General features: G+C 69.0%; 20 protein-coding genes and 2 pseudogenes. 8 read left to right on the top strand and 14 right to left on the bottom strand.

Going from position 1 to position 21,704, the window contains the following annotated elements; translation table 11 throughout:
- Positions 1-49: 49 nt before the first annotated feature.
- Positions 50-430 (bottom strand): DUF5611 family protein, encoded by a 381-nt coding sequence (locus ACP99_RS10935; RefSeq protein ID WP_049986644.1) that lies wholly within the window; start codon positions 428-430, stop codon positions 50-52.
- Positions 431-529: 99 nt separating this feature from the next.
- A complete protein-coding gene (locus ACP99_RS10930) occupies positions 530-1,693 on the bottom strand; it encodes a DUF7093 family protein (RefSeq protein WP_049986643.1) in 1,164 nt (387 codons plus the stop codon).
- Between the two features lie 140 nt (positions 1,694-1,833).
- Between ACP99_RS10930 and ACP99_RS10925 the strand changes: the two genes are divergently transcribed.
- From ACP99_RS10925 to ACP99_RS10910, 4 genes are all read left to right on the top strand, one after another.
- On the top strand, positions 1,834-2,136 hold the full coding sequence (locus ACP99_RS10925; RefSeq protein ID WP_049986642.1) for a DUF6432 family protein: 303 nt from the start codon (positions 1,834-1,836) through the stop codon (positions 2,134-2,136).
- A 317-nt stretch (positions 2,137-2,453) separates the two neighbouring features.
- A complete protein-coding gene (ygfZ, locus tag ACP99_RS10920) occupies positions 2,454-3,632 on the top strand; it encodes a CAF17-like 4Fe-4S cluster assembly/insertion protein YgfZ (protein WP_049986641.1) in 1,179 nt (392 codons plus the stop codon).
- A gap of 74 nt (positions 3,633-3,706) precedes the next feature.
- Positions 3,707-5,251: an ATPase domain-containing protein gene (locus tag ACP99_RS10915; RefSeq protein ID WP_081927428.1), complete on the top strand. Its 1,545-nt coding sequence runs from the start codon at positions 3,707-3,709 to the stop codon at positions 5,249-5,251.
- Entirely contained in the window at positions 5,248-7,053 is a 1,806-nt protein-coding gene (locus ACP99_RS10910) for a PAS domain S-box protein (protein WP_049986640.1), read from the top strand. The genes ACP99_RS10915 and ACP99_RS10910 overlap by 4 nt, the downstream gene beginning before the upstream one ends.
- 65 nt (positions 7,054-7,118) lie before the next feature.
- On the opposite strand, the gene ACP99_RS10905 is transcribed toward ACP99_RS10910, so the two are convergent.
- The 5 genes from ACP99_RS10905 to ACP99_RS10885 all read right to left on the bottom strand — a co-directional run bounded on the left by ACP99_RS10905 (position 7,119) and on the right by ACP99_RS10885 (position 13,317).
- On the bottom strand, positions 7,119-8,201 hold the full coding sequence (locus ACP99_RS10905; protein ID WP_049986639.1) for a geranylgeranyl reductase family protein: 1,083 nt from the start codon (positions 8,199-8,201) through the stop codon (positions 7,119-7,121).
- A gap of 63 nt (positions 8,202-8,264) precedes the next feature.
- Positions 8,265-9,302: a WD40/YVTN/BNR-like repeat-containing protein gene (locus ACP99_RS10900; protein WP_231554281.1), complete on the bottom strand. Its 1,038-nt coding sequence runs from the start codon at positions 9,300-9,302 to the stop codon at positions 8,265-8,267.
- A gap of 67 nt (positions 9,303-9,369) precedes the next feature.
- Entirely contained in the window at positions 9,370-12,318 is a 2,949-nt protein-coding gene (gene uvrA / locus ACP99_RS10895) for an excinuclease ABC subunit UvrA (protein ID WP_049986638.1), read from the bottom strand.
- Positions 12,319-12,392: 74 nt separating this feature from the next.
- Complete coding sequence (locus ACP99_RS10890) at positions 12,393-12,746, bottom strand: cell division protein SepF (protein ID WP_049986637.1); 354 nt, start codon at positions 12,744-12,746, stop codon at positions 12,393-12,395.
- A 91-nt stretch (positions 12,747-12,837) separates the two neighbouring features.
- Complete coding sequence (locus ACP99_RS10885) at positions 12,838-13,317, bottom strand: RNA-binding protein (RefSeq protein WP_049986636.1); 480 nt, start codon at positions 13,315-13,317, stop codon at positions 12,838-12,840.
- 101 nt (positions 13,318-13,418) lie between these two features.
- Here ACP99_RS10885 and ACP99_RS21420 point away from each other — a divergent pair.
- Positions 13,419-13,631 (top strand): annotated as a pseudogene (locus ACP99_RS21420) (DUF7562 family protein); the annotation flags it as partial.
- Between the two features lie 164 nt (positions 13,632-13,795).
- On the opposite strand, the gene ACP99_RS10875 reads toward ACP99_RS21420, so the two are convergent.
- The 5 genes and pseudogenes from ACP99_RS10875 to ACP99_RS10855 form a co-directional block, all read right to left on the bottom strand.
- Complete coding sequence (locus tag ACP99_RS10875) at positions 13,796-14,224, bottom strand: hypothetical protein (protein ID WP_231554279.1); 429 nt, start codon at positions 14,222-14,224, stop codon at positions 13,796-13,798.
- Position 14,225: 1 nt separating this feature from the next.
- Positions 14,226-14,495, bottom strand: coding sequence for a hypothetical protein (locus ACP99_RS10870; RefSeq protein ID WP_049986635.1), 270 nt, complete (start codon positions 14,493-14,495; stop codon positions 14,226-14,228).
- 80 nt (positions 14,496-14,575) lie between these two features.
- A pseudogene (locus ACP99_RS10865) lies at positions 14,576-14,848 on the bottom strand (ubiquitin-like small modifier protein 1); the annotation flags it as partial.
- A gap of 93 nt (positions 14,849-14,941) precedes the next feature.
- Positions 14,942-15,352, bottom strand: coding sequence for a hypothetical protein (locus tag ACP99_RS10860; protein ID WP_049986634.1), 411 nt, complete (start codon positions 15,350-15,352; stop codon positions 14,942-14,944).
- Positions 15,353-15,438: 86 nt separating this feature from the next.
- On the bottom strand, positions 15,439-16,203 hold the full coding sequence (locus ACP99_RS10855) for a carbon-nitrogen hydrolase family protein (protein ID WP_049986633.1): 765 nt from the start codon (positions 16,201-16,203) through the stop codon (positions 15,439-15,441).
- Between the two features lie 157 nt (positions 16,204-16,360).
- On the opposite strand from ACP99_RS10855, the gene ACP99_RS10850 reads away from it, so the two are divergent.
- Positions 16,361-16,624 carry a hypothetical protein gene (locus ACP99_RS10850; RefSeq protein ID WP_049986632.1) on the top strand — a complete coding sequence of 88 codons (264 nt, stop codon included), beginning with the start codon at positions 16,361-16,363 and terminating at the stop codon, positions 16,622-16,624.
- A 21-nt stretch (positions 16,625-16,645) separates the two neighbouring features.
- On the opposite strand, the gene arcS is transcribed toward ACP99_RS10850, so the two are convergent.
- On the bottom strand, positions 16,646-18,472 hold the full coding sequence (arcS, locus tag ACP99_RS10845) for an archaeosine synthase subunit alpha (RefSeq protein WP_049986631.1): 1,827 nt from the start codon (positions 18,470-18,472) through the stop codon (positions 16,646-16,648).
- A 130-nt stretch (positions 18,473-18,602) separates the two neighbouring features.
- Here arcS and ACP99_RS10840 point away from each other — a divergent pair, with 130 nt between their 5' ends.
- On the top strand, positions 18,603-19,109 hold the full coding sequence (locus ACP99_RS10840; protein ID WP_049986630.1) for a pyridoxamine 5'-phosphate oxidase: 507 nt from the start codon (positions 18,603-18,605) through the stop codon (positions 19,107-19,109).
- Between the two features lie 36 nt (positions 19,110-19,145).
- Here ACP99_RS10840 and tgtA read toward each other — a convergent pair whose 3' ends face one another.
- Positions 19,146-20,630, bottom strand: coding sequence for a tRNA guanosine(15) transglycosylase TgtA (tgtA, locus tag ACP99_RS10835; RefSeq protein ID WP_049986629.1), 1,485 nt, complete (start codon positions 20,628-20,630; stop codon positions 19,146-19,148).
- Between the two features lie 467 nt (positions 20,631-21,097).
- Between tgtA and ACP99_RS10830 the strand changes: the two genes are divergently transcribed.
- The coding region (locus ACP99_RS10830; protein ID WP_049986732.1) for a M48 family metalloprotease at positions 21,098-21,704 on the top strand (607 nt) is incomplete at its 3' end.

Here is a 21,704-nt window from a genome sequence, read left to right as displayed (position 1 = left end):
GGTAGCGTCCCTGACGGCTGGGTCCGGCCGTTCAGCTACGTCTGACCGTTCAGTAGTCGGGCGCGTCGTCTTCGACGTCCCGCTTCATCGAGTCGCGGCGCGACTTCGCGTCCCGGCCGGTCGCCTCCAGCAGGAACTCGTTTTTGGCGTCGACCGCCTCGCCGGCGGCCTCCAGCTCGTCCGGTGACAGTTCGGTCGGGTCGCGCTCTTCGAATTCGACGCCGAGTCTGTCCTTCTTGCCGCTGTAGGACACCGCACCGGCGACGACGCGCTGGAAGACCGGATTGTCCGGCTCCTCGACGACGTAGAGGTCGCTGCCCTTGTACTCCGTCGTCCCCGTGATCGGGCCGAAGTACTCCTCGACGGTCGACTCCATATCCGGGATTCGATCCTCGAGCGTCTCCCCGCGACGCATTTTGTACTCCTTCATAGCCCCCGATTCGATAGGTGGTGGTTTACCTGTTTCGTCACCGACCGGGCCGGGCGGCCGCCGCAGGCCACCGCAGACCGCTGCCGGGACCCCGACCGCTCACCGCTCACGCTCTGCGATGTACCCCTTTCGGCACTCCGGACAGATGTCGCCGGCACGCATCGACGACACGCCGGCCTCCCGGACGTAGCCGCAGTTGGGGCAGTAGAACTCCACGCGGTCGTCGGGGACGTCGGACTCCAGCGTCGTCGACGACCGCGCTCGGGCGAACCCCTCGTCCCCGGCGGACTGTCCCGACTGCGTCGCGCTCGACGCGCCCGCATCGCCCTCGGCGGCCACGCCCTGCACCGAGTCGTCGGCGTCGAGGTCGGCGCGGCCGTTCACCTCCGGGGTGAGGCCGCTGCCGCCGAGTTCCACGTCCTCGTCGTCGACGTTCGTCGCCGCGTCGAACCCCTCGTCTTCGCCCTCGTGATCGGGCCACCCGTCCGGTTCGGGGCCGTCCTCGCGCTCGGGCCACTCGCCGTGGCCGCGCTCTCGCGGCGGTTCCTCCTCGTCGCCGTCGATGATCTCGGCGTCGTTGGTCACCTCGGCGTCCGGTTCGTCGTCGGGGAGTTCACCGTTCTCGGCGGCCTGCGACTGCTCGGCGGCGCTCGCGGGATCCGTTTCGGTCTCCTCGGGCCACTGCGTCTCGTCCCGCTCGCTCTCGGTCCCCTCGAGAATCACCGCGTCGTCGCCGTCGGGGTCGGCCTCGACGTCCTCGAAGTCGTCGCTGCCGGTCTCCCACCCGTCGGACGTCGATTCGGCCTCCTCGATCGGGGCCTCGTCCGCGTCGGCCTCGCCCGCGACGCCTTCGTCAGCGGCGGTCGGAGCGCCCTCCGCGCTCGCGGCGGGCGGGGAGTCGCTCGCGTCGCCGTCCTCGATCACGTCGGCGTCGACGGGTTCGGTTGCGGCCTCGGAATCGCCAGACGACGTGCTCTCGACGGCCGACTGTTCGGAGTCCGAACTCGCCGGTGCCGACGACCGTGCGTCGGGTTCGGCCGACTGCGCGGCTCCGTCGGCGTCGGGTCCCCCGAGCCCGACCTCGCCGGGCGTTCTGATCGCCGTCACCTCCTTGTTCTGGCTGACTGTCTGTTCGGCGCCGCACCGCTCACACACCTTCAGCTCGCGAATCGTAACGACGACCTCGTCCCCCTGTTCTTCCCGGGTCCGTTGGACCTCGGTTTCCCCGTACGTATGCCCGAGAAGACGGCACTTGAGTCCCATTAACCGACGTTCGGACAGTCAGGGCAAAAAGTGTACCTCCTGCGTCAGACGAGCGGCTGACGCGTCGCTCCCGACGTCCGATCCCGCGCGTGGCTCCCTTCGGCGGTAAGCGTAAACCGGACGGGAGCGAACGAGGAGGTATGAGAGCGCGGCGGGAGTTCAGAGACCGACGCGACGTCGAGGTAGCGGTGCTCGACGCGCTCGTCGATCGCTCCGAGGAGGGAATGACCGTGTTCGAAGTGCGCGCGGCGGTCGACGCCGACATCGACGAGATCGAGGAGGCATTGGCGTCGCTCAAGGAGGACGACCTGCTCTCCGTCGAGAACGGCGACGACGACCGCGTCGTCATCCTCGTCGACGACCGCGTCGTCCCGGACCCGACGGCCGGCGAGACCGACGAGCCGGGGCTCGTCGACGCGATCCGAGACCGGTTGGGACTGTGAGTGACTGACACGCCGGACGATGGGTGGACTCGCTGGGCGCTGCTCAGACGAGCGCGTCGTCGAACCGTGGCGAACAGCTGGCACCCGCGAGAGCACTTCCGTGCGGCGGCGAGAGGAACCGCCCGTGTTCACCCGCGTCGACGTGCCAGACAACCGCGGCCCGACGCGGGGTCGCGTCTACGTCACGGGGGCTGTGGCCGCCCGTTCGTACATAAACGCTCGCCGCCGACCCCCCGTCCGTTCATTCCTGTGCCATCGACCGCCCCGCCCGTCCGATGACGCTGCGGTTTTCCCCCTCGGGCGCGGAGAGGGGGACAATGACGGTCGTCACGGAAGTGCACGAGGAACACGGCGCGACGTTCGAAGAGCGGGGCGGCCGCCGAGTCGTCACCGACTACGGCCGTCCGGAGCGGACCCACCGCGCGGTCAGAAACGGCGCGGGCGTGATCGAGATGGGCTACGGCGTCGTCGTCGTCGAGGGCGAGGACCGGATCGAGTTCGTCGACGACACGGTGTCGAACCGCGTCCCGCGAGCCGACGGCGAGGGGGTCTACGCCCTGCTCTTGGACCCGAACGGCCGAATCGAGACGGACCTGTACGTCTACAACGCGGGCGAGCGCCTGCTCTGTTTCACGCCGCCGGCGCGCGCGGAGCCCCTCGTCGACGACTGGTCGGAGAAGGTGTTCATTCAGGACGTCGAGATCCGCGAGGCGTCGACGGACTTCGCGGTGTTCGGCGTCCACGGCCCGAAGTCGACCGAGAAGGTCGCGAGCGTCCTCACCGGACCGGGGTCGCCCGAGCCCGAACTCTCGTTCGTCCGCGGCTCGATGGGCGACGAGGGCGTCACCGTGATCGCGGGCGACGGGCTCACCGGCGAGGAGGGCTACGAGGTCGTCTGCGCCGCCGACGCCGCCGAGCGGGTCTTCGAGACGCTCCTGACGTTCGGGATGAACGCCGTCCCGTTCGGGTACCGGACGTGGGAGACGCTGACGATCGAGGCCGGAACGCCGCTCTTCGAGACCGAACTGGAGGGTCGGATCCCGAACGTGCTCGGCCTCCGCAACGCCCTCGACTTCGAGAAGGGCTGCTTCGTCGGCCAGGAGGTCGTCTCGAAGGTCGAGAACCGCGGGCGGCCGAGTCAGCGGCTGATCGGATTGCGGTTCGCGAACACCGTCGACGGTTCAGGCGACGACGGCGACGGCTCCGTGGGAACTGGCCTCCCCGATTCGGGCGCTGCCGTCGTCGACGCCGACGGGGAACGGGTCGGCGAGGTCACGCGCGCCGAGTACAGTCCCTCGTCGGACGCGTCGGTGGCGCTCGCGCTCGTCGACTACGAACTCGCCGGGACGCTCGCGTCCGACGACGACGCCGCGACGCTCCGCGTCGCGTCCGGGTCGGAGACGACGGACGAATACGTCGACGCCGACGTCGTCGGGTTACCCTTCGTCGAGGGGAGTGCGGTCTCGGCGCGGCGGCCCGATTATCGGATGCCGTAATCAGAACGTTCGAATTTTCAAGATAAACACACGATATCCCAACAATCAATATACGGGAGTTCTCGATCTGTTTTATGAGTGGCCGCGATCGACTTGCGACGGGGATCTCCGGGCTCGACGAGATCCTGTTCGGGGGGCTCGTCCCCGAGCGAGCGTACATGATCACCGGCGGTGCCGGGACGGGGAAGACGATCGTCGGCCTTCACTTTCTCACGCGCGGGATCGAAGACGGTGAGAACGCGCTGTTCGTCGCCTTCGAGGAGGATCCCGAAGACCTCAGATCGAACGCCGAAGGTCTCGGATTCGATACCGACGAGATCGACTTCCTCGACCTCTCGCCGGACGCCGAGTCGTTCGTCACCGGCGAGCAGTACGACGTCTTCGACCCCGACGTGGTCGAGGGCTCCGACGTCGCCGACCGACTCGTCGAGGCCGTCGAGCGGACCGATCCCGACCGGGTGTTCATCGACCCCCTGACGTACCTCCAGTACCTCTCGCCCAACGAGTACCAGTACCGCCAGGAGGTCGCCGGCCTCGTCCAGTACCTGACCGAACGGGACGCGACCGTCCTGTTCAGTTCGCAGGCGGCCGTCGAGGGCGACCGCCGGACGCTCGAGTACCTCTGCGACGGGAACGTCGAACTCGCCCACGCGAGGAAGGGACGGACGATCGAAGTGCGGAAGTTCCGGGGCTCGGACTTCCTGTCGGGGGCGCACACCCTCCAGATCTCGGGGGAGGGAATCGACGTCTTCACCAAGCTCTCTCCGGACACCCACGGTCGCGACCGCCCGCGAGGGACGCTCTCATCCGGCGTCGAGGAGCTCGACCGACTGCTCCACGGCGGGATCGAGAGCTCGACGGTGACGGTCGTGAGCGGCCCCAGCGGCGTCGGCAAGACCACGACCGCGACGCAGTTCGCCGCCGACGCCGCGGGCGGCGGCACCCGCGCCGCGGTCTACCTCTTCGAGGAGACCCGCGACACCTTCGTCCACCGCTCCGAGAGCGTCGACATCCCCGTCGAGGAACTCGAAGCGTCGGGGGCGCTCACGGTCGAGGAAGTCGAACCGCTGCGCATCTCCCCGGACCAGTTCGCGAACCGTGTCCGGCGCGAAGTCGAAGAGCGGGACGCGGGGTTCGTCGTCATCGACGGCATCTCCGGGTACCGTCTCTCGATCCGTGGCGAGGGCGACGAGTTGATCCGAGAGCTGCACGCGCTCGGTCGCTACCTCAAGCGGATGGGCGTCACGGCCGTCTTTATCGACGATCAAAAGAACGTCACCGGCGACTTCGAACCGACGAGTTCGAACCTCAGCTACCTCGCGGACAACCTCCTGTTTCTCAGGTACCTCGAGGCCTACGGCGAACTCCGGAAGGCTATCGGCGTGTTGAAAAAGCGGACCGGCGACTTCGAGCGGACGCTCCGGGAGTTCGAGATCCGCGGCGACGGCATCCACGTCGGCGAACCGCTGACGGGGCTCCGCGGAGTCCTGACGGGCACGCCGGAGTGGGGTGACGACCCCGTGTTCGGGCCACAGGACACCGCCAACACCGACGCCGCAGTCGACGGCGCAGACAGCGACCCGAGCGGGCACGCCACCGACTCGGACCCGCCGGAATGACCGGGGCGCAGTCGACGGACCCCGAAACAAGCGTTCTCGTGCTCGTCTCGAACCGCGGGAACCGCCGGGTCCTCGTCGACTGGATTCGCGACACGTCCGGGTACGAGTTCTCGGACCCCACGGTCGGGGACACGGCCTCCGACGGCTCGCTGCCGGAGTTCGACGTCTGTCTGGCCGACCGGGGGGCGCTCGGACAGTTCGCCGCCGACCTCCGGGAGTCGCGCTCGCGCGAACAGGCGTTCCTCCCGTGCGTCCTGATCGACGAGCGCGGCGCAGAACTCGACTCGCTCGACCCGTCGCTCCGCGACCTCGTCGACGACGTCGCGGCCGCGCCGCTGGACCCCGGACTGCTCCGATTCCGAATCGACACGCTCGCGCGTCGACGCCGGCTCTCCCAGGAGCTCCAGAGCACCGAGGAGCGCTACCGGCGGCTGTTCGAGCTGGCACCGAACGCGAAGTTCCTCCTCGACGATGCCGAGATCCGGGCGGCGAACCGCGCCGCGGCGCGCTTTCTGGGGAGTAGTCCGGACGCGCTCGAAGGGAGTGCACTCGAGGCGTTCGTCGCCGAGGAGGACCGCGAGACGCTCGCGGCGGTGCTCGACGCCGCGCCGATGGACATCGACCCCGCGGGTCCGCGCTTCCGCTTGGTCTCGTTCGAGATCGACGAGCGGCGCGCGATCTGCGAGGTCGCCGCCGTCCGGACCGGCGAGGGCGACGAGCGGCTCGTCTTGGTCCAGGACATCACCGAGCGCGTCGAGCGCGAGCAGCAGCTGGAGCTCTACCGCCGCGCGATGGACGAGGCGAGCGTCGGGATCACGATCACGGACCCGACGCTGCCGGACAACCCGATGATCTACGTCAACGATCAGTTCGTCCGAATGACGGGCTACGACCGCGAGGAGGCGCTCGGTCGGAACTGCCGGATCCTGCAGGGAGAGCGCACCGACCGACAGTCGGTCGCACAGATCCGCCGCGCGATCGACGAGGGTCGATCGGTGAGCCAAGTGCTCGTGAACTACCGGAAGGACGGCGAACTGTTCTACAACGCCTTGGACGTGATGCCCGTGCGCGATGAATCCGGCGAGCTGACGCACTTTCTCGGCTTCCAGCGGGACGTCACCGAGTGGGTGCGGAACCGCCGCCGGCTCTCGGTGCTGGATCGGGTGCTGCGGCACAACGTCCGCAACCGGATGAACGTCGTGACCGGGTACGCCGAGCAGTTACTGACACACGAGGACGCGGCCGTCCGATCGGCCGCCGAACGAATCTTGGCCGCCGGCGACGACCTGCTCCAGCGAAGCGAGACCGCCCGGCAGTTCCGACACGCCGTCAGCAACGATCTCGCGACGGTCGGCAGCCGCGATCTCGTCGCCGACGTCGTCGACGCGGTCGAGGAGGTCACGGCGGGCTATCCGGAAACCGAGATCGTCACGTCCCTCCCCGAAGAAGCGCTGATCCAAGGCGACGAGGGCATCTCCCTCGCCGTCGTCGAACTCGTCGAGAACGCCGCCGAGCACGGCGCGCCCCCGATCGTCATCGAGGTCGAAGCCGGCCCCGACGAGACGGTGCTCTCGGTGTCGGACGGGGGCGAGGGAATCCCCCAGTCCGAACGGACCGTCTTCGACGACACCGACGAGCACCCGACCCGGCACGCCGCGGGGCTCGGACTCTGGCTCGTCCGCTGGACAGTCGAGCGGGTCGGCGGCCGCGTCGACTACTCCGACCGGGACGGCGCGACCATCACGGTGTACTTCTCGACGGCCGAGGACGGCCCCACCCCAGTCGAATTCGACGAGCTGTGAGCGATGCGGTCGAGACCGGTTCGATCCGGTCGTGATCGAACGCTGTCCTGACCTCGTCGCGGCCGCTATCGCCCCACGAGCTTCCGCAGGTGCTCGCGGGAAAAGAACGAGGTCGGCCGGTCCATGTGGACGCCGATCTCCCCAGACAGCGCCCGGAGGCCGAGGTGCTGGACCGGCTCCGGCAGCGAGTACGCCCGGCGCAGCCAGTGGCCGAGCGCGATCTCGTTCGAGAGCTCCGCGCGCCACGCCGAATCGTACTCGCGGAGCGTCGCCGGATCGCCGGGGTCGATCGCCTCGGCGGCGCAGTCGGCGGCGGTCATCCCGTAGAGGATCCCGCCGCCGGTGAACGGCTTCGTCTGCGCGGCGGCGTCGCCGACGAGGAAGACGCGCCGACCGTGCACCCGCTCGGGCGGCCCGATCGGGATCGCGCCCGAGCAGAAGTGTTCGGTCTCCACGTCGTAGGCGTCGGTCAACCGCTCGAACAGTTCGTTGACCGAGCGCCCCGGCGGCGCGGCGAGGCCGTACTCGACGCCCGCGTCGCCGCGGGGGATCCGCCACGCGAAGAACCGCGGGGCGGTGAGGTGGACGTCGACGAAGTCGCCGTCGTCGGGGTCGGGATCGAACGCGAGCACGCCGTGGAGGATCTCGTCGGGTTCGGGGAGGCCGCACTGGCGGCGGACCCGCGAGGTCGGACCGTCGCAGCCGGCGACCATCTTCGCGCTCACGGTCTCGGTCTCGCCCGCGTTCGAGACCGTGAGTTCGACGCCGTCGTGGCGCTCGTCGACGTCGACGACGGTGTGCTCCTCGCGGACGTCAGCGCCCGCCTCCCGCGCGCACTCGGCGAGCGTGCGGTCGAGTTCGACCCGGTCGATCACGTTCGAGATCTCCTCGCGCTTGTAGAACGGGTAGGCGTCGGAGTCGGGCCCGCCGACGTGGAAGCGCGCGCCGTAGACCCGGTTCTGGAGGAGCTCGGTCTTCGCCTCGTCGGGAACGTACTCCCAGATGTCGGTGCTGACGTGGCCCGAGCACGCCAGCGGCGTCCCGACGGTCCCCTGCTCGAAGGCGACGACGTCGTGGCCCGACTCGGCGGCGCGCCGGGCGAAGCGCGCGCCAGCGGGACCGACGCCGACGACCGCGAAATCGTACATTTGTCTCCCGTATCCGATCCGGCGGCATATACTTTCCCGCTTCTTCGGTCCCGCCCCCGCTCGCTACTCGACGACCGCGAGCCCGCTCGTCGTCACCCCGCGGAACGCCTCGGGCCACTCGACACCGAGGCGCTCGAAGCTGCCGCCGGCGTCTACCGTGCGGAACAGGCCGCGATCCGTCAGGGCGAACAGTTCGCCGTCGTCGACGCCGGCGGCGAGCGTCGGCCGCAGCAGTCCCTCGCCGGTCGGCACGCCCGCGTCGTCGAGGCGTTCCCACGTCGGCGAAGCGGACTCTCCGTCCCCGTCAGCCCCCGAATCGCCCTCGCGCCGGTACAGATACGACGCCGCCGAACCGGAACTGTGCGCCCGCCGCGCTCCCGCCGCCGCCGAGAGGAGCACGCGCCCGGGGTCGCCGGGGTCGACCGCGACGCTCCAGCAGTAGCGGTGGTCGAGTCCCGCTTGCGGGAACGACCACGACGCGCCGCCGTCTCGGCTCTCGGCGTAGCCGTCGCCCGCGGCCGCGCGGACGACGTCGGGCGCGTCGGGGTGGATCGCCATCGAGTGCGTGTCTCGCCGGGTCGACGGCGCGCGCTCCTCCCACGTCTCACCGCCGTCGTGGCTCTGGATCAGCGCCCCGGCCTCGACCGCGACGAACAGGTGCTCGGGGTCGGCGGGGTCGACCTCGATCCATCGCACGTGGTGGGTGTGCGGCCGCGGCGGGAACGCCCACGTCGACGCGGAGGGCAGATCGGTCAGTCCCGGAAGCTCTCTCCACGTGTCGCCGCCGTCGGTCGACCGGTAGACGGCGCTCGGTTCGGTCCCGGCGTAGACGACGTCGGGGTCGTGCGGTGAGACGCTCACGCTGGTCACGGCGGGTTCGAGCGTCGCCTCGCCGACGCGCTCCCACCGATCGCCGCCGTCGACCGAGCGGTGCAGCCCCGACTCGAACGTCCCGCAGAAGACCCGCTCGGAGGCGTCGCGAGAGGCGTCGAGGCACTCGACGTCGTCGCGGTCGAACGTGTACTCGGCTGCGGGGCTCGCCGTGGCGGTCTCTCGGACGACGAGCACGCCCGCGCTGGAGGCGGCGTAGCAGGTGACCATACCGCTTCTATGCGACGCAGTGACTTGGGCATCGCGGCGGGAGAAAACCGGGATCGAACGCGGGCGTTCAGTCGTCGTCCATCGGCGCGGCCGGCTTGCGCCGGTCCGAGCGCGGCCCCTCGGCCTCGATCGCAGGCAGGAGGTCGCGCAGGTATCGGCCCGTGTGCGACGCCTCCGTGCGCGCGACCTCCTCGGGCGTTCCGGACGCGACGATCTGACCGCCGCCCTCGCCGCCTTCGGGACCGAGGTCGACGATGTTGTCCGCGTTCTTCACCAGGTCGAGTTCGTGCTCGACGACGACGACGGTGTTGCCGTTGTCGGTGAGCCGCTGGAGCACCTCGATCAGCTTCCGCTCGTCCTCCTTGTGCAGTCCGGTCGTCGGCTCGTCCAGCAGGTAGAGCGTGTCGCCGGTCTGCTTCTTGCCCAGTTCCTCGGCGAGCTTGACGCGCTGGGCCTCCCCTCCCGAGAGGGTCGTCGACGGCTGGCCGAGCGTCATGTAGCCGAGGCCGACGTCCTCCAGCAACTGGAGGCGACGGCGGAGTTGCGTGTTGGCCTCGAAGAACTCGAGCGCCTCCGAGACCTCCATGTCGAGGACGTCGGCGATCGTCTCGCCTTTGTACTCCACGTCGAGCGTCTCGTCGTTGTAGCGCGCGCCGTCGCACTCCTCGCAGGGCACGTAGACGTCCGAGAGGAAGTTCATCTCGATCTTGACCGTCCCCTGCCCGCCGCAGGCCTCACAGCGGCCGCCCTTCACGTTGAACGAGAAGCGGCCCTTCTCGTAGCCGCGCTGCTTCGAGAGCTTCGTCTCCGCGAACAGCTCGCGGACGTGGTCGAAGACGCCCGTGTACGTCGCGGGGTTCGAGCGGGGCGTCCGCCCGATCGGCGACTGGTCGATCAGCCGGACGGTCTCGATCTCGTCGATCCCCTCGATGGCGTCGTGGTCGCCGGGGTCGACGGATGTGTTGTCGTTCATCTCACGAGCCAGCCCCTTGTAGAGGATCTCGTGCATCAGCGTCGACTTGCCGGAGCCGGAGACGCCGGTGATCGCGGTGAACTGCCCGATCGGGATCGAGACGTCGAGGTCCTTCAGGTTGTGCTGGCGCGCGCCGCGGATACGGAGCGCCGAGTCGGACTCGCGGCGGTCCTCGGGGACGGGGATCTCCTTTCGGCCCGCGAGGTAGTCGCCGGTGACGGACGCCTCGCTCTCGACGATCTCGTCGAAGTCGCCGTGGGCGACGATCTCGCCGCCGCGCTTGCCCGGGCCGGGCCCCATGTCGATGACGTTGTCCGCGCGGCGCATCGTCTCCTCGTCGTGCTCGACGACGAGCAGCGTGTTGCCGAGGTCGCGCAGGCCTTCGAGCGTGTCGAGCAGGCGGTCGTTGTCGCGCTGGTGCAGCCCGATCGACGGCTCGTCCAGCACGTAGAGCACGCCGACGAGGCCGGAACCGACCTGCGTGGCGAGTCGGATCCGCTGGCTCTCGCCGCCGGAGAGCGTCGACGCCTCGCGGTCGAGCGTGAGGTACTCCAGTCCGACTTCCTCCATAAAGCCGAGGCGCGCGCGGATCTCCTTGAGGATCTCCGTGGCGATCGTCCGCTCCCGCTCGGTGAGTTCCGCTTCCAGTCCCTCGAAGTGCGCCAGGGCGTCGCCGATGCTCATTCGGTTGACCTCGGTGATCGACGTGCCCGCGACGAGGACGTGTCGGGACTGCTCTTTCAGGCGCGTGCCCTCGCAGTCGGGGCACGTCGTGACGGCCATGTAGTCCTCGATGTGCTCTCTGGTCGACTCCGAGTCCGTCTCGACGTGCCGCCGTTCGAGGTTCGGGATGACGCCCTCGAAGCGCTTGGTCTTCCGGCGGGTGCCGTTTCTCGTCTGGCGCTCGAAGACGACCTCCTCGTCGGTGCCGTAGAGGAACTGCCGCCTGACGTCCTCGTCGAGGTCCTCGAACGGCGTGTCGACGCTGACGCCGAAGTGCTCCGCGACGGAGTCCAGCCGCGTCCGGTAGTACGAGCGGTTGTACGACCACGCCTCGAAGACGTGCTTGATCGGCTTCGAGGGGTCGCGGACGACGAGATCCTCGTCGACCTCCTTCGTCTGGCCGAGCCCCTCACACGCCGGACAGGCCCCGTGCGGGCTGTTGAACGAGAACGAGCGCGTCTCGATCTCCGAGAACTGGAAGTCCGAGTTGGGATTGCCGAGTTCCTCGGAGAACTCGACGACGAGCCGGTCGTCGCCCTCGCCCGCGAGCGCGCCCGTCGATCGGGTGTTCGAGGCGAACGGGACGTCTTCGGGCGGGTCGGGGACGATCACCTTCAGGACGCCGTCGGCCTCTTCGAGCGCCGTCTCGACGGAGTCGGCCAGCCGCGAGCGACTCGCCGGGTCGATCTTCACGCGGTCGACGATCACGTCGATGGTGTGGTCGTAGTTCTTGTCGAGGTCGGGAGTATCGAGCGTGAGGTCGAACTCCTCGCCGTCGACTTCGACGCGGGCGTACCCCTCGCTGACGAGGTCCTCGAACAGGTCCTCGAACGCGCCCTTCTGGTCGCGGGCGACGGGCGCGGCGATCTTCGCGCGCGTCCCCTCGGGGAGTTCGAGCAGTTGGCTCACCATCTCCTGAGCCGACTGCTCTCCGACCTCCTCGCCCGTGATCGGGTCGTACTGCGTCCCGACGCGGGCGTACAGGAGGCGGAGGTAGTCGTGCAGTTCGGTCACCGTCCCGACGGTCGATCGGGGGTTGTTGGCGGCGTTCTTCTGGTCGATGGAGATCGCCGGCGAGAGCCCCTCGACGGACTCGACCTGCGGTTTGTCCATCTGCCCGAGGAAGTTGCGGGCGTACGCCGACAGCGACTCGATGTAGCGCCGCTGCCCCTCGGCGTAGACCGTCTCGAACGCCAGCGACGATTTCCCCGATCCCGAGAGACCGGTGACGACGGTGAACGTCTCGCGCGGAATCCGGACGTCGAGGTCCTTCAGATTGTGCTCTTCGGCACCGCGAACCTCGATGAAGTCCTTGCTCATCTACGGCCGCGTACGGAGAGCGGAGAGGAAAGTTCGTCGGTTCCGGCGGTCACCGCGCGTTCCCGCCGACGGAGTCAGTTCAGTTTCTCTCGGGAGACGCCGACGCCCGTGGGCGCGATGATGATCTGGTCGTCTCCCTTCTGGGCGATGTCGCCGTCGACCTCTTGGGCCACCTGTCGGAGGTCGTCGACGATGTGTTCCATCGTGCTGTCGCTCGTCGTGTGTCGCGTGATGTCTGCGATGACGAGATCGCCGTCGTACACGGCGTCCTTGATGGCGATGACGTCCTGCTGGCCCCCGATCGTCGCGATCTTGACGCTCATTCCGGCCTCACCGCGGGCGGACTCGACGCCCTCGACGTCGAGGTCGAGGTACTCGTCGGTCGAATGCTGTCCGTCCCCGCTGATGAGTTTGCTCATAATCCCCATACCTCCTTCAAACGGCAGTACCACGTTAGTTCTTACGTCAGACGATCGTCTGACGCGCGGCGACCGTCGGGATCGACCGGCGCACCCGAACTCAGACTGAAAACTCGAACAGCTCGTCGCCGACGTGGTGGACCGACTCGACGACTTTCCCCGAGTCGCCGGTCATCTCCTCGCCGTCGACGAGCGCGCGGCCGATCGCGAGCACTTTGCCGTGGGTCTCCTCGGCGATCGTGACGAGGTCCCCCGCGCCGATTCCCGCGTCGGCCTCGACGATCCCCGGCCGCATCACGTCCGCGCCGTCGCTGACGAAGGAGATGGCCCCGGCGTCGACGGTCACGATGCCCTCGCTCGGGCCGTGTCGGTTCGCGCCCTGCACGGTCAGGAACGCCTCCTCCTCGAACTGGACGACGTCGGGCTCGCCGTCGACGAGGACGACGTCGAAGGGCTCGTCGGCGAGTTCGACCATCTCGTAGGTGTCGCCGCCGAGGGCGACGCCGGTCTTCGACTCGATGGCGGCCTCCAGTTCGTCGATCTCGTCGGCGCGGAGGTGGTGACGGGATTTGACCTGCATACCCGACCGCACGGCGCGGCAGCCGATAAAAGGCGCGACACGAACCACGCGGGCACGTCTCGCCGACAAACGCTAAGTGACGGTGGCGCTTGGGTCTCTGTATGTGGCGCTCCCGGAACGAGCGGGACGGGACGACGGTGGTCTGTATCGCCTGCGGGACGTCGCTCCCGCGCGCCGACGCGCGCGAGTACGACAAGCACGGAAACCGCTGGGAGCGACACGGCAAGTCCTTCGAGCACCTCTGTAAGGCGTGCTACCGCGACCTCTGTCACCAGCCGCGCGGCGAGCTCGAAGCGCTCTTACTCGACGTCGAGGACGAACTTCGCGCCGAGCGCTCCGCCGACCGACAGACGGTCTCCGAGGACGACGCCGAGGCGCGCAGGGACGCGGAGACCGGCTCCGCGTCCGGTGCTCGTTCCGACGGGTCCGACTCGCAGGCGGCGTTCCTCTCGACGTACGTCCGGGCCGTCGAGGCGCGCTACGGGTCGGTCGAGGAGTCCGAACGGGACTCCGAGTGACCGATCGCGACCGCCTCGCGGATCTCTAACGCGGTCTCGAACTCCTCGCGCCGCCCCGCGCTCCTGCCGAGTCGGCGGAGCTGCTGGCCGTGCGCCCGCCGGAGCGCGTCGGCCTCGCGGTCGGGAAGGCCGAGTTCGGCGGCGACGTCGGCCCAGTGACCCGCCGGGACGAGAAACACGTCCCGGCCGTCGTCCGCGAACGCCCGCTCGTAGGACCGGCGGTACCGGTCGAGTCGCGGACCGAGGTGCGCCTGTACCTCCCGGAGCAGCGGCGCGAGCCGCTCGGGGGCGACGCTGGCGGTCGCGCCCGTGTACATAATGGCGGGCCCGTCGAGCGGGATTTCGACGTCGGCGGCGTCGCCGCGCGCGCCGGGGCGGTCGCTCGCCACCTCACCCACCGGCGCGCATCGCCTTCTGCGAGAACCGGTCGATCAGCTCCTCTAGGGCCTCCGGGTCGCCCTCGAAGACGACTGTCACCTCCGTGAGCTTCAGCGTCGGGCCGATCGACACTTTCTCGTCCGACAGCGAGGCCGTCCACGCGTCGCCCTCGACGCGCTCGTCGTCGACGACCTCGCCGCCGAGCTTTTCGAGGTAGTGGCGGGCTAACCTGAGAGAGATCCCGCGATAGGACTTCTCTCTGACCGCGCTCGCGTCGGTCACGACGCGCTCCCGCCCGTCTCCGGTTCGCCCGCCACTGTCGACTTCCCGGAGTCGAGCACGGTCGAACGGCTCGCGGACGACCCGCCCGCGACGGGCGGGAAGACGCTCAGCGTGTCGTCCGGCTCGATCGGCGTGTCGATGCCCTGTTCGTGCTCGACGTCGCGGCCGTTCAGGAGGACGTTCACTTGCGGTCTGACGCCGCCGTCTTCGAGGATCTCACCGGCCAGTCCCTCGAACTCGTCTTCGAGCGCGACGAGGACGTCGCCGACGGTCTCGGCGTCGTACTCGCGGGTGATCGTCTTCGTCCCCACCGCCTCGCGAAACGTGGCGAAGAACCGCAGTTGAAAGGGCATACTCGTAGCTGGGACGCAGCGGGCAAAAAAGGTGCGCGCCTGTGCGGCGTCGCTACCGCCGCTGCGGTGGGTGGGGTACCGCCACCGAGGGGGCTACCGATCGCCGAACCGGATGCCGTCCTCGACGAGCCGGTAGTTGCGCTCCCGATCGATGTGGGCGGCGAGCCACTCGTGCTCGTAGATCTGCGCGATGAGCTCCGCGTAGAGGTTCCGCCACGCGATGGCGTAGATCGGCGACTGCCCCCACGCGCGGAGTTCGGGGATGAACGCGTCGTACGTCTCCATCCGGTCTTCGAGGTGCTCGACGGCGTCGACGGCGTACCCCGCCGCCTCGGCGTCGGAGTCGGCCGACTCGAACGCGTCTTCGAGGCTCCCCTCCAGCCCCGCGACGGCCGTCTTCATGTCCGCAGCGGCGTTGTCGCCGTCCGCGGGCAGCGATTCGAGAACCCCTTTCGGGACGCCGAGAGAGAACTCGCGGTCCGTTTCGGTCGCCTTGTCTGTCATACCGACACCGAGGGTCCACGGGGTGAAAAAGTCGCCGTCGGCGAGGCGCGCCGGGGCGGGACGGCATCGGGTGACGGCTCCGAGAGTCACTCCCCGTAGATCCCGACGAGGTCCCGCTGTGCGGCGAGCGTCTCGGGGTTCAGGTCGGCGACGAGGTCGGTCTCGCGTCGGTCCAGCGCCGCGCGAACGCCCCCGTCGGGCCGGGCGACGAGCGATCGGCCGGCGTATTCGACCGTCTCGGCGTCCGGGAGGTCGCGGCGGCCCGTTCGCCCCGAACCGACGACCCAGCGGACGCCGTCGAGCGCCCGAGCGCGGAGCAGCAGCGTCCAGTTCTCGCTGTAGGTCGCGGGCCACGCGCCGGGGACGAACAGCGCGTCGACCCGCTCGCGGGCGAACGCCGCGCTCTCCTCGACGAAGTTGAGGTCGTAGCAGGTGAGCAGTCCCGTCCGCCCGGCGGGCGTGTCGACGACGACCCGCTCGCTTCCGGGTTCGAGGACCTCGCGCTCGCCCGCCCAGAGGTGTCGCTTCCGGTAGAATGCTGGCTGACTGTCCGGCGGCACGTACGCGGTCGCGTTGTACAGCGCCCCCTCGGCCCGCTCGACGAACCCGACGAGCAGCGCCGTTTCCGCCTCGTCGGCGAGTCGTTCGATCCGTTCGAGGACTGCTCCGCCCCGCCGGAGCGCGGCCTCGGCCATCCGGCCGTCGGCGACAAAGCCCGTGAGGGCGTGCTCGGGGAAGACCGCGACGTCGACGTCCGCGGGGAGTCCGTGAACGCGCGTCGTCACCGCGGCGAGGTTGGCCTCGACGTCGAGATCGTCGATCGCGAGTTGGCAGGCAGCGACGGTCGCCATACCGCCTCTATCGACACCGGGGCTAAAATTCCCCGGGAGCGGGTCGCGGCGCACGCACCGCCAGGCGTTTGTGGGACGCTACCCGGCGTCGATCCCGGTGTGCCGCCGCCTAACGAAATACGCCGACGCCGTCCCGTGACGGTGTCAGGTCTCCGCGATGCTCCCCGATTCCCCTCCCATTTCGACCCACGATCGATTCCGCCGGTTCGTCGCGTGGTACACGGTCATCCTCGGCGGGTTCTCGACGCTGCTCTTGGGCAGCGTCGTCCTGATCGCCTACGTCTTCGACGGCAACCTGTCCATCTACATCGACAGGTTCGGCGAGGCCGGCCTCGAAGTCGCGCTCTTCGCGATCGTCTGCGGAACGGTCCCGTTCGGCCTCTACGTCCTCGACGACCTCCTCCGTGAACGCGAGTCGTGACCGAGGCTAGAGCCGCTAGGGCTACTTCTCCTCGACGTGTCGCACCTGCACCGCCTCGCCGCGCGTCGACTCGGTCATTTCGGTGCCGAACATCTGCGCGCGGCCGACGGCGAAGGCCTTCGGCCCCTCGACGACGACCTCGTCGCCCACGCGGATGTCCTCGTCGGCGTCGACGACGCCCGGCGCGAGCACGCTTCCGTGCGGGACGAATCCGTCGATCTCGACGCGCTTCGTCGGGGCGTCGGAGTCGTCCCAGACGCGCGCGCCGTCGAGGGTGAACGAGAGCACGCCGTACTGGGGGACCATCGTCGCGAGTTGCGCGCCGTCACCGCCGTCGTCACCCTCGCCGTTCCCGTCGCGGACCTGCAGTTTGGGGTACCGGCTCGTCGTTCGCAGGTCCACGTCCGCGAACAGTTCGTCTCCCGCTCCGGGGCCGAACTGGTAGTCGGCGATCGCCTTGACCGTGTTGTGCTGTCGCTTCCGCTTGCCGTACTTCAACTCCCCGTCGAGCGCCGACATCAGGTTCGCGATCGACTCCGTCGTCGTCGGGTGCTCCTCGACGGTGTACTCGAACTCGACGTCGACGTCTGCCTCGACTCGTTCGACGATGTCGCGGTAGCCGCCGTCGGGGACGTGCGCGATCACCCGCGGGTACTCGTTGCGTTCGAGGTAGCGCCGGAGGACGCGCGCGACGAACGACTTCTCGTCTTCGGACCACCGGCCCGTCACGACCGAGTCGTAGTGCTGTGCGGGGTAGGTGAGCTCTAACTCCATCGGGACGACGCCGATCGGCGAGGTCATCGATGCCTGGTGGGCGCGGTACTGGATCGCGTCGTGGAACTGCGCGTGGCTCTGCGACTCGCTGTAGGGTTTCGTCGCCGAGCAGGGCACGAGGACCAGCGGGTTCTCGAAGCGGTTGCGATACCGCTCGGTGACGCGCTCTGCGAAGCGTTGAATCTCGACCCGGCGGAGGGTGTCCTCCGTCGCCGCGGCGAGTTCGGTGTCGCGGATGACCGGCGCTCGCTCCTCGACGTATCCGTACTGCTGGTCGAACTCGCGGAACGCCGCGGTGAGCCACTGGTCGTGACGAGCCTGTCCCTCGATGTAGTCGCGCAGGCGGCCGTCGCGGATGCGCCGGCGGACCGTCGCGAGTTCGGATTTCAGGGCGTACTCGTTGTGGTCGGCGCAGTCCTGCCGGTCGAAGGCGGCGGCGCGGGCGGCGTTGGTCTCGGCCTCCTCGGGGTCGATGTCGAGGCGCTTACCCTGACACGCCGGGCAGTTACACGGCAGTTCGTCGAGGTCTTCGAGGAAGTACTCGCCCTCGCTGGTGAGGTAGAATCCCTCCAGTCCGCGGACGCGGGCCTTCTTCGCGTCGAGGAGGTCGACGCCGGCGTAGACGAGCGTCGCGGCGTTCCGCGGGGTCGCGACGCCGGAGAGATACAGCGCGGTGTCGGCGGGCAGCGCCTCGCGCGCGGCGATGAGTTGCTCGCGGAACGCCGAGGCGTGGCCGACGAACCCCGGCGCGTCCGAGAGGATGTAGGCGTCGGCACCGTAGTCGGCGGCGGTCTCGGCGGTGACGACGGCGGCGCTCGGGTAGTCGACGTCGGGGTAGTCGACGGCGAACGCGTCTTGAACGCGCTCGTCGGTGCCCGCGGGGAACGCCCGGTGCGGGAGCACCGTCAGAATCTCTCTGTACCCCTTCGGAACGTCGCGCTCGTCGGTCCAGCGGCTCCCGGCGTCGTCGATGCTGTCGTCGACGAGCGCGGGCGTCGTCAGCGGATCCGAGAGGCGGAGTTCCCCGAGACGGGCGGCCCCGTCGCGCCCGTGGATCTCGAAGTAATCGGTCATACACCGGTATGTGCCGTCATCCGTGAATTATCTGTCTGTTCACGCTCCGGGTCTCGGGCGTACGCCGCTACGCGACCCGACCGCGGCAATCGGCCCGCGCGCTTTTGCGAGTTGCGCGCGAAGAGCGCCTATGGAGATTACCGGCGCGTGGTCCCGACCCGAACTCACGGGGTTTCTCGACGCGGCGCGGGTCCCGGTTCGGCTGGCGTGCCACACGCCCAGCGGACACCTCTGGATGCTCTCGCTGTGGTACCTGTGGACCGACGGCGACGCCGCGGCCTCCGGTGTCGACGCCCCTTCCGAGGCGACGCCGGAGCTTCGCTGTGCAACGAGCGCGAGCGCCGACGTCGTCAGATATCTCCGGAACGATCCCGAAGTCGCTTTCGAGGTTTCGACCAACGAGCCGCCGTACCGGGGCGTCCGCGGGCGCGGCACGGCGACGATCGAACCCGACGCCGACAAGATTCTCCTGCGGACGCTCTTCGAGCGCTACCTCGGCGACACCGACAACGGCCTCGCGGACTTCCTGCTCGATCCGGACCGCGAGGAAGTCAGAATCCGCATCGAGCCCGAGCGGCTGCACTCGTGGGACTTCTCCGAGCGGATGTCCGATCTCTCGCTGGCGAGCGACGAATGATCCACGGAGAGTGACGGATCCTAGCGACTCGTCGCGCTACTCGCGCTCGTCGCTGCCGACCGTCTCGATCTCGACGCCCTCTGGAACTCGCTCCAGCGCCGAGTCCGGCCAGCCGTCGTGGGCGAGCACGAACGACGAGTCGGGGTTCGCCGCGGCCACCCGCGCGACGCCCTCGGCGGCCGCCTCGCAGGCCTCGCGGTCGGTGCGCTCGGGAACCTCCGCGGTGAGCGGGTACGTCTCCGAGAGCGCCCGCGGGAACGGGCCGAAGGGCGGCACCACGCGCCAGACGGCGTCGAACGCGTCGCCGGAGGGTTTCCCGCCCTGCGTGAGCAACACCCGCGAGTCGGCGTCGATGCGACCGACGCGCTCGTGGTGTCGCCGGACCTCGGGACGCCGCGCCGACTCGTTCGAGAGGTAGAAGAACGACCCCTTCGAGACGGGGTCCTCGCGCTCCAGTTGGTCGGCGTGGTCCAAGAGCGCCCGGTAGCCGTCGAGCATCGCGGGGTGCGAGCGCGCCCGCGACTCCACCAGTTCGAGGAGGTTGCCCGAGCGGATCGCCTGCTTGATCCGGCGGATCTCCGCGAAGGAGACGTGGAGGTTGTGCTCGGCCAGCAGGCGCTCGCGCTCCTCGTCGTCGAACTCGCGGAGTTCGTCGGGGCCGTGCGCCGAACAGACAGCACACGAGCAGGGGAAGTACTCGATGTCTTCGAGGTGCTCGGTGCCGCGGACCGTCATGTAGCGGTCGTCGCGCGCGTAGATGGCGTAGGCCGCCGAATCGAACAGGTCGCAGCCGGCGGCGACCGCCAGCGCGAACATCATCGGGTGGCCCGCGCCGAACAGGTGGACGGGGGCGTCGCGGCCGAGTCCGCGCTTCGCGCCCGCGACGACGTCGATCATATCCGCGTAGCGGTAGCTGTTCATCAGCGGCACGACCGCGCCGACGGGGAACACGTCGAGCTCCGTCCCGTCGGCGTGTCGTCCGGCCTCCTCGCGGAGGTCCGGATAGGTCGACCCCTGCACGGGCGCGTTCACGAGCATCTCGCCGGTATCGACGTCCTCGGCGTCCGCGAGCGCCTCCTCCGTCGTCGCCAGCTCCCGCTCGGCCTGTTCTCTGGGGACGTCCGGCGGCGTCGGGATGTCGACCGGCGTGCCGACGTCGGAGCCGATGTCGTGCTGGAACTGCAGGATCTCGCGGGTCGTCACGTCGATATCGCCGTACTCCGCGAGCTGGAACGACCCCGAGTCGGTGACGATAGCGCCGTCGAAGTCCAGCAGCTCGTGGAGGCCGACGTCGAGCGCCCGCTCGCGGAGGTCCTCGTTCGAGTTGATGATGTAGGAGTTGGTGATCAGGATCTCCGCGCCGAACTCCGACCGGAGGCGAGCGGGGGCCACCGTTCGGATGTTCGGATTGATCACCGGCATCAGCGCCGGGGTCTCGACTGTCACCCCCGCGCGGGGAACCGTGAGTTCGCCGATCCGCCCGGCGGCGTCCCCGTCGCGGAGTTCGAAGTGATCGCGCATACACGGGTGTCGGCGGCGACTCGGTAAGTACCGTCGCTTTTACTGCACGGGTGTGACAGTGACCTAACCATCACTGTCGCAGCCGACTTTGGAGGCCCCCGCGCTCCTTCCAGTCCCACCGGAGACTGTTTTGATAGCTATCGCTCGCCGACAGACGCGTCAGCCGCCTCCTCCCGACTGCGCTCCTCCCGACTGCGCGGGCCGTCCCAAGGCGGTTGACCAATCCGCCGTAAACCAGTGGCCGGTCGATTTGGGCGAACAGTCGGCACCCGCTTGTGACTCGCGACGGTGGCCCCACAAACACCGTCGCTGTCGTCCGCACCCCCGCGCCGCTGTGCCGAGCAACCGCTGCACGACGCGGGGCTGTACTCAGGTCACGGCGGGAGTGGCCCCGTCATCGTATATAAACAATCGCCGCGGAGGGAACCACCGAGTATTTGTGTCCGGACGGACAACGAAATCGCCGTATGCGACACCTCGGACTGAAAGCGCGGATGGCGATCGTCGGATCGATCCTGTTCGCGTTCTACGCCGTCGCGGCCGTGGTCGTGATGGGCGTCTTCGGCTGGCCGCTCCCGCTCGTGCTCGTTGGGAGCGTCGCCTTCGTCGGCGTCCAGTACAAGGTCGGCAAGTGGATGGCGTTACGGAGCGTCGGCGCGGAGGACATACCGAAGGATCGGTACGCGGAGATCCACCGCCGCGTCGAGTCGCTCTCGGAGTCGATGGGGATCGACAAGCCCCGGCTGATGATCGCGCGGATGGGCGTGCCGAACGCCTTCGCCGTCGGTCGGAAGGGCGCGGGAACCGTCGTCGTCAGCGAGGAACTCATCTCGCGGCTCGACGCCGACGAGGTCGAGGGCGTGCTCGCGCACGAACTCGCGCACATCCGCAACCGCGACGTGGTGATGATGGTGCTCGGGCAGGGCGTCGCCTCCATCGTCGCCATCGTCGCCCAGTGGGTCGTGCTCCTGACCGGCGACAACGACATCGCCGATTTCTTCCTCGCGATCGTCGTCGGCCAGATCACCCAGATGCTGGTGATGCTGTTCGTCTTCGCCATCTCTCGGTACCGCG

The sequence above is a fragment of the Halobellus rufus genome (assembly GCF_000739575.1).
Taxonomy (GTDB): Archaea; Halobacteriota; Halobacteria; order Halobacteriales; family Haloferacaceae; genus Haloquadratum; species Haloquadratum rufum.
This window is presented reverse-complemented; position numbering and strand designations above follow the sequence as displayed.

Bases quoted from the DNA above. Each gene is read 5' to 3' on its own strand.
- arcS (WP_049986631.1), bottom strand. From the start codon at position 18,472: ATGACCGATTACTTCGAGATCCACGGGCGCGACGGGGCCGCCCGTCTC.
- ACP99_RS10840 (WP_049986630.1), top strand. From the start codon at position 18,603: ATGGAGATTACCGGCGCGTGGTCCCGACCCGAACTCACGGGGTTTCTC.
- ACP99_RS10935 (WP_049986644.1), bottom strand. From the start codon at position 430: ATGAAGGAGTACAAAATGCGTCGCGGGGAGACGCTCGAGGATCGAATC.
- ACP99_RS10855 (WP_049986633.1), bottom strand. From the start codon at position 16,203: ATGGCGACCGTCGCTGCCTGCCAACTCGCGATCGACGATCTCGACGTC.
- ACP99_RS10930 (WP_049986643.1), bottom strand. From the start codon at position 1,693: ATGGGACTCAAGTGCCGTCTTCTCGGGCATACGTACGGGGAAACCGAG.
- ACP99_RS10900 (WP_231554281.1), bottom strand. From the start codon at position 9,302: ATGGTCACCTGCTACGCCGCCTCCAGCGCGGGCGTGCTCGTCGTCCGA.
- ACP99_RS10890 (WP_049986637.1), bottom strand. From the start codon at position 12,746: ATGGGGATTATGAGCAAACTCATCAGCGGGGACGGACAGCATTCGACC.
- tgtA (WP_049986629.1), bottom strand. From the start codon at position 20,630: ATGCGCGATCACTTCGAACTCCGCGACGGGGACGCCGCCGGGCGGATC.
- ACP99_RS10860 (WP_049986634.1), bottom strand. From the start codon at position 15,352: ATGACAGACAAGGCGACCGAAACGGACCGCGAGTTCTCTCTCGGCGTC.
- ACP99_RS10910 (WP_049986640.1), top strand. From the start codon at position 5,248: ATGACCGGGGCGCAGTCGACGGACCCCGAAACAAGCGTTCTCGTGCTC.
- ACP99_RS10905 (WP_049986639.1), bottom strand. From the start codon at position 8,201: ATGTACGATTTCGCGGTCGTCGGCGTCGGTCCCGCTGGCGCGCGCTTC.
- ACP99_RS10885 (WP_049986636.1), bottom strand. From the start codon at position 13,317: ATGCAGGTCAAATCCCGTCACCACCTCCGCGCCGACGAGATCGACGAA.
- ACP99_RS10915 (WP_081927428.1), top strand. From the start codon at position 3,707: ATGAGTGGCCGCGATCGACTTGCGACGGGGATCTCCGGGCTCGACGAG.
- uvrA (WP_049986638.1), bottom strand. From the start codon at position 12,318: ATGAGCAAGGACTTCATCGAGGTTCGCGGTGCCGAAGAGCACAATCTG.
- ACP99_RS10925 (WP_049986642.1), top strand. From the start codon at position 1,834: ATGAGAGCGCGGCGGGAGTTCAGAGACCGACGCGACGTCGAGGTAGCG.
- ygfZ (WP_049986641.1), top strand. From the start codon at position 2,454: ATGACGGTCGTCACGGAAGTGCACGAGGAACACGGCGCGACGTTCGAA.
- ACP99_RS10850 (WP_049986632.1), top strand. From the start codon at position 16,361: ATGCTCCCCGATTCCCCTCCCATTTCGACCCACGATCGATTCCGCCGG.